1 protein-coding gene is annotated in these 633 nt (G+C 69.8%); it reads right to left on the bottom strand.

The annotated features are described in order from the left end of the window. The coding region (locus BZY54_RS46200) for an acyl-CoA dehydrogenase family protein (RefSeq protein ID WP_208640969.1) at nt 1-633 on the bottom strand (633 nt) is incomplete at both ends.

Raw genomic sequence — 633 nt, 5'->3', positions numbered from 1 at the left:
TGCCGCGCAGACCCATGAAGGCGTTGCGGTTCTCCACCGTCACACCCTCGGAGGCGGCCTCGACGACGAAGGCGGTGATGCCGCCGCGGTGGCCCTCGGACTTCGGCACGCGTGCCATGACCACGAGGAGGTCGGCCACCACGCCGTTGGTCGTCCACAGCTTGACCCCGTCCAGGACGTAGTCGTCCCCGTCGGGGACGGCCGAGGTCGCCAGGCGGGCCGGGTCGGAGCCGACGTCCGGCTCGGTCAGCAGGAAGGCCGAGATGTCGGTGCGGGCGCAGCGCGGCAGGAAGGTGTCCTTCTGCTCCCGAGTGCCGAACATCTTCAGCGGCTGCGGTACGCCGATCGACTGATGCGCGGAGAGCAGCGCGCCGATCGCGGGGCTGGCGGAGCCGGCCAGGGCGAGGGCCTTGTTGTAGTAGACCTGGGTCAGGCCGAGGCCGCCGTACTTGGTGTCGATCTTCATGCCGAGGGCGCCGAGCTCCTTGAGCCCGGTGATGACCTCGTCCGGTATCTGCGCGTCGCGTTCGATCCGGGCCGAGTCGATCTTCGTCTCGCAGAAGTCGCGCAGCTTGGCCAGGAACTCCTCGCCGCGCTGGACGTCGTCGTCGGCCGGGAGCGGGTGGGGATGGA

This window comes from Streptomyces carpinensis, assembly GCF_002154505.1.
Taxonomy (GTDB): Bacteria; Actinomycetota; Actinomycetes; order Streptomycetales; family Streptomycetaceae; genus Streptomyces; species Streptomyces carpinensis.
Note: the sequence above shows the minus strand (reverse complement) of the source record. Positions and strands in the feature narration are given on the sequence as shown.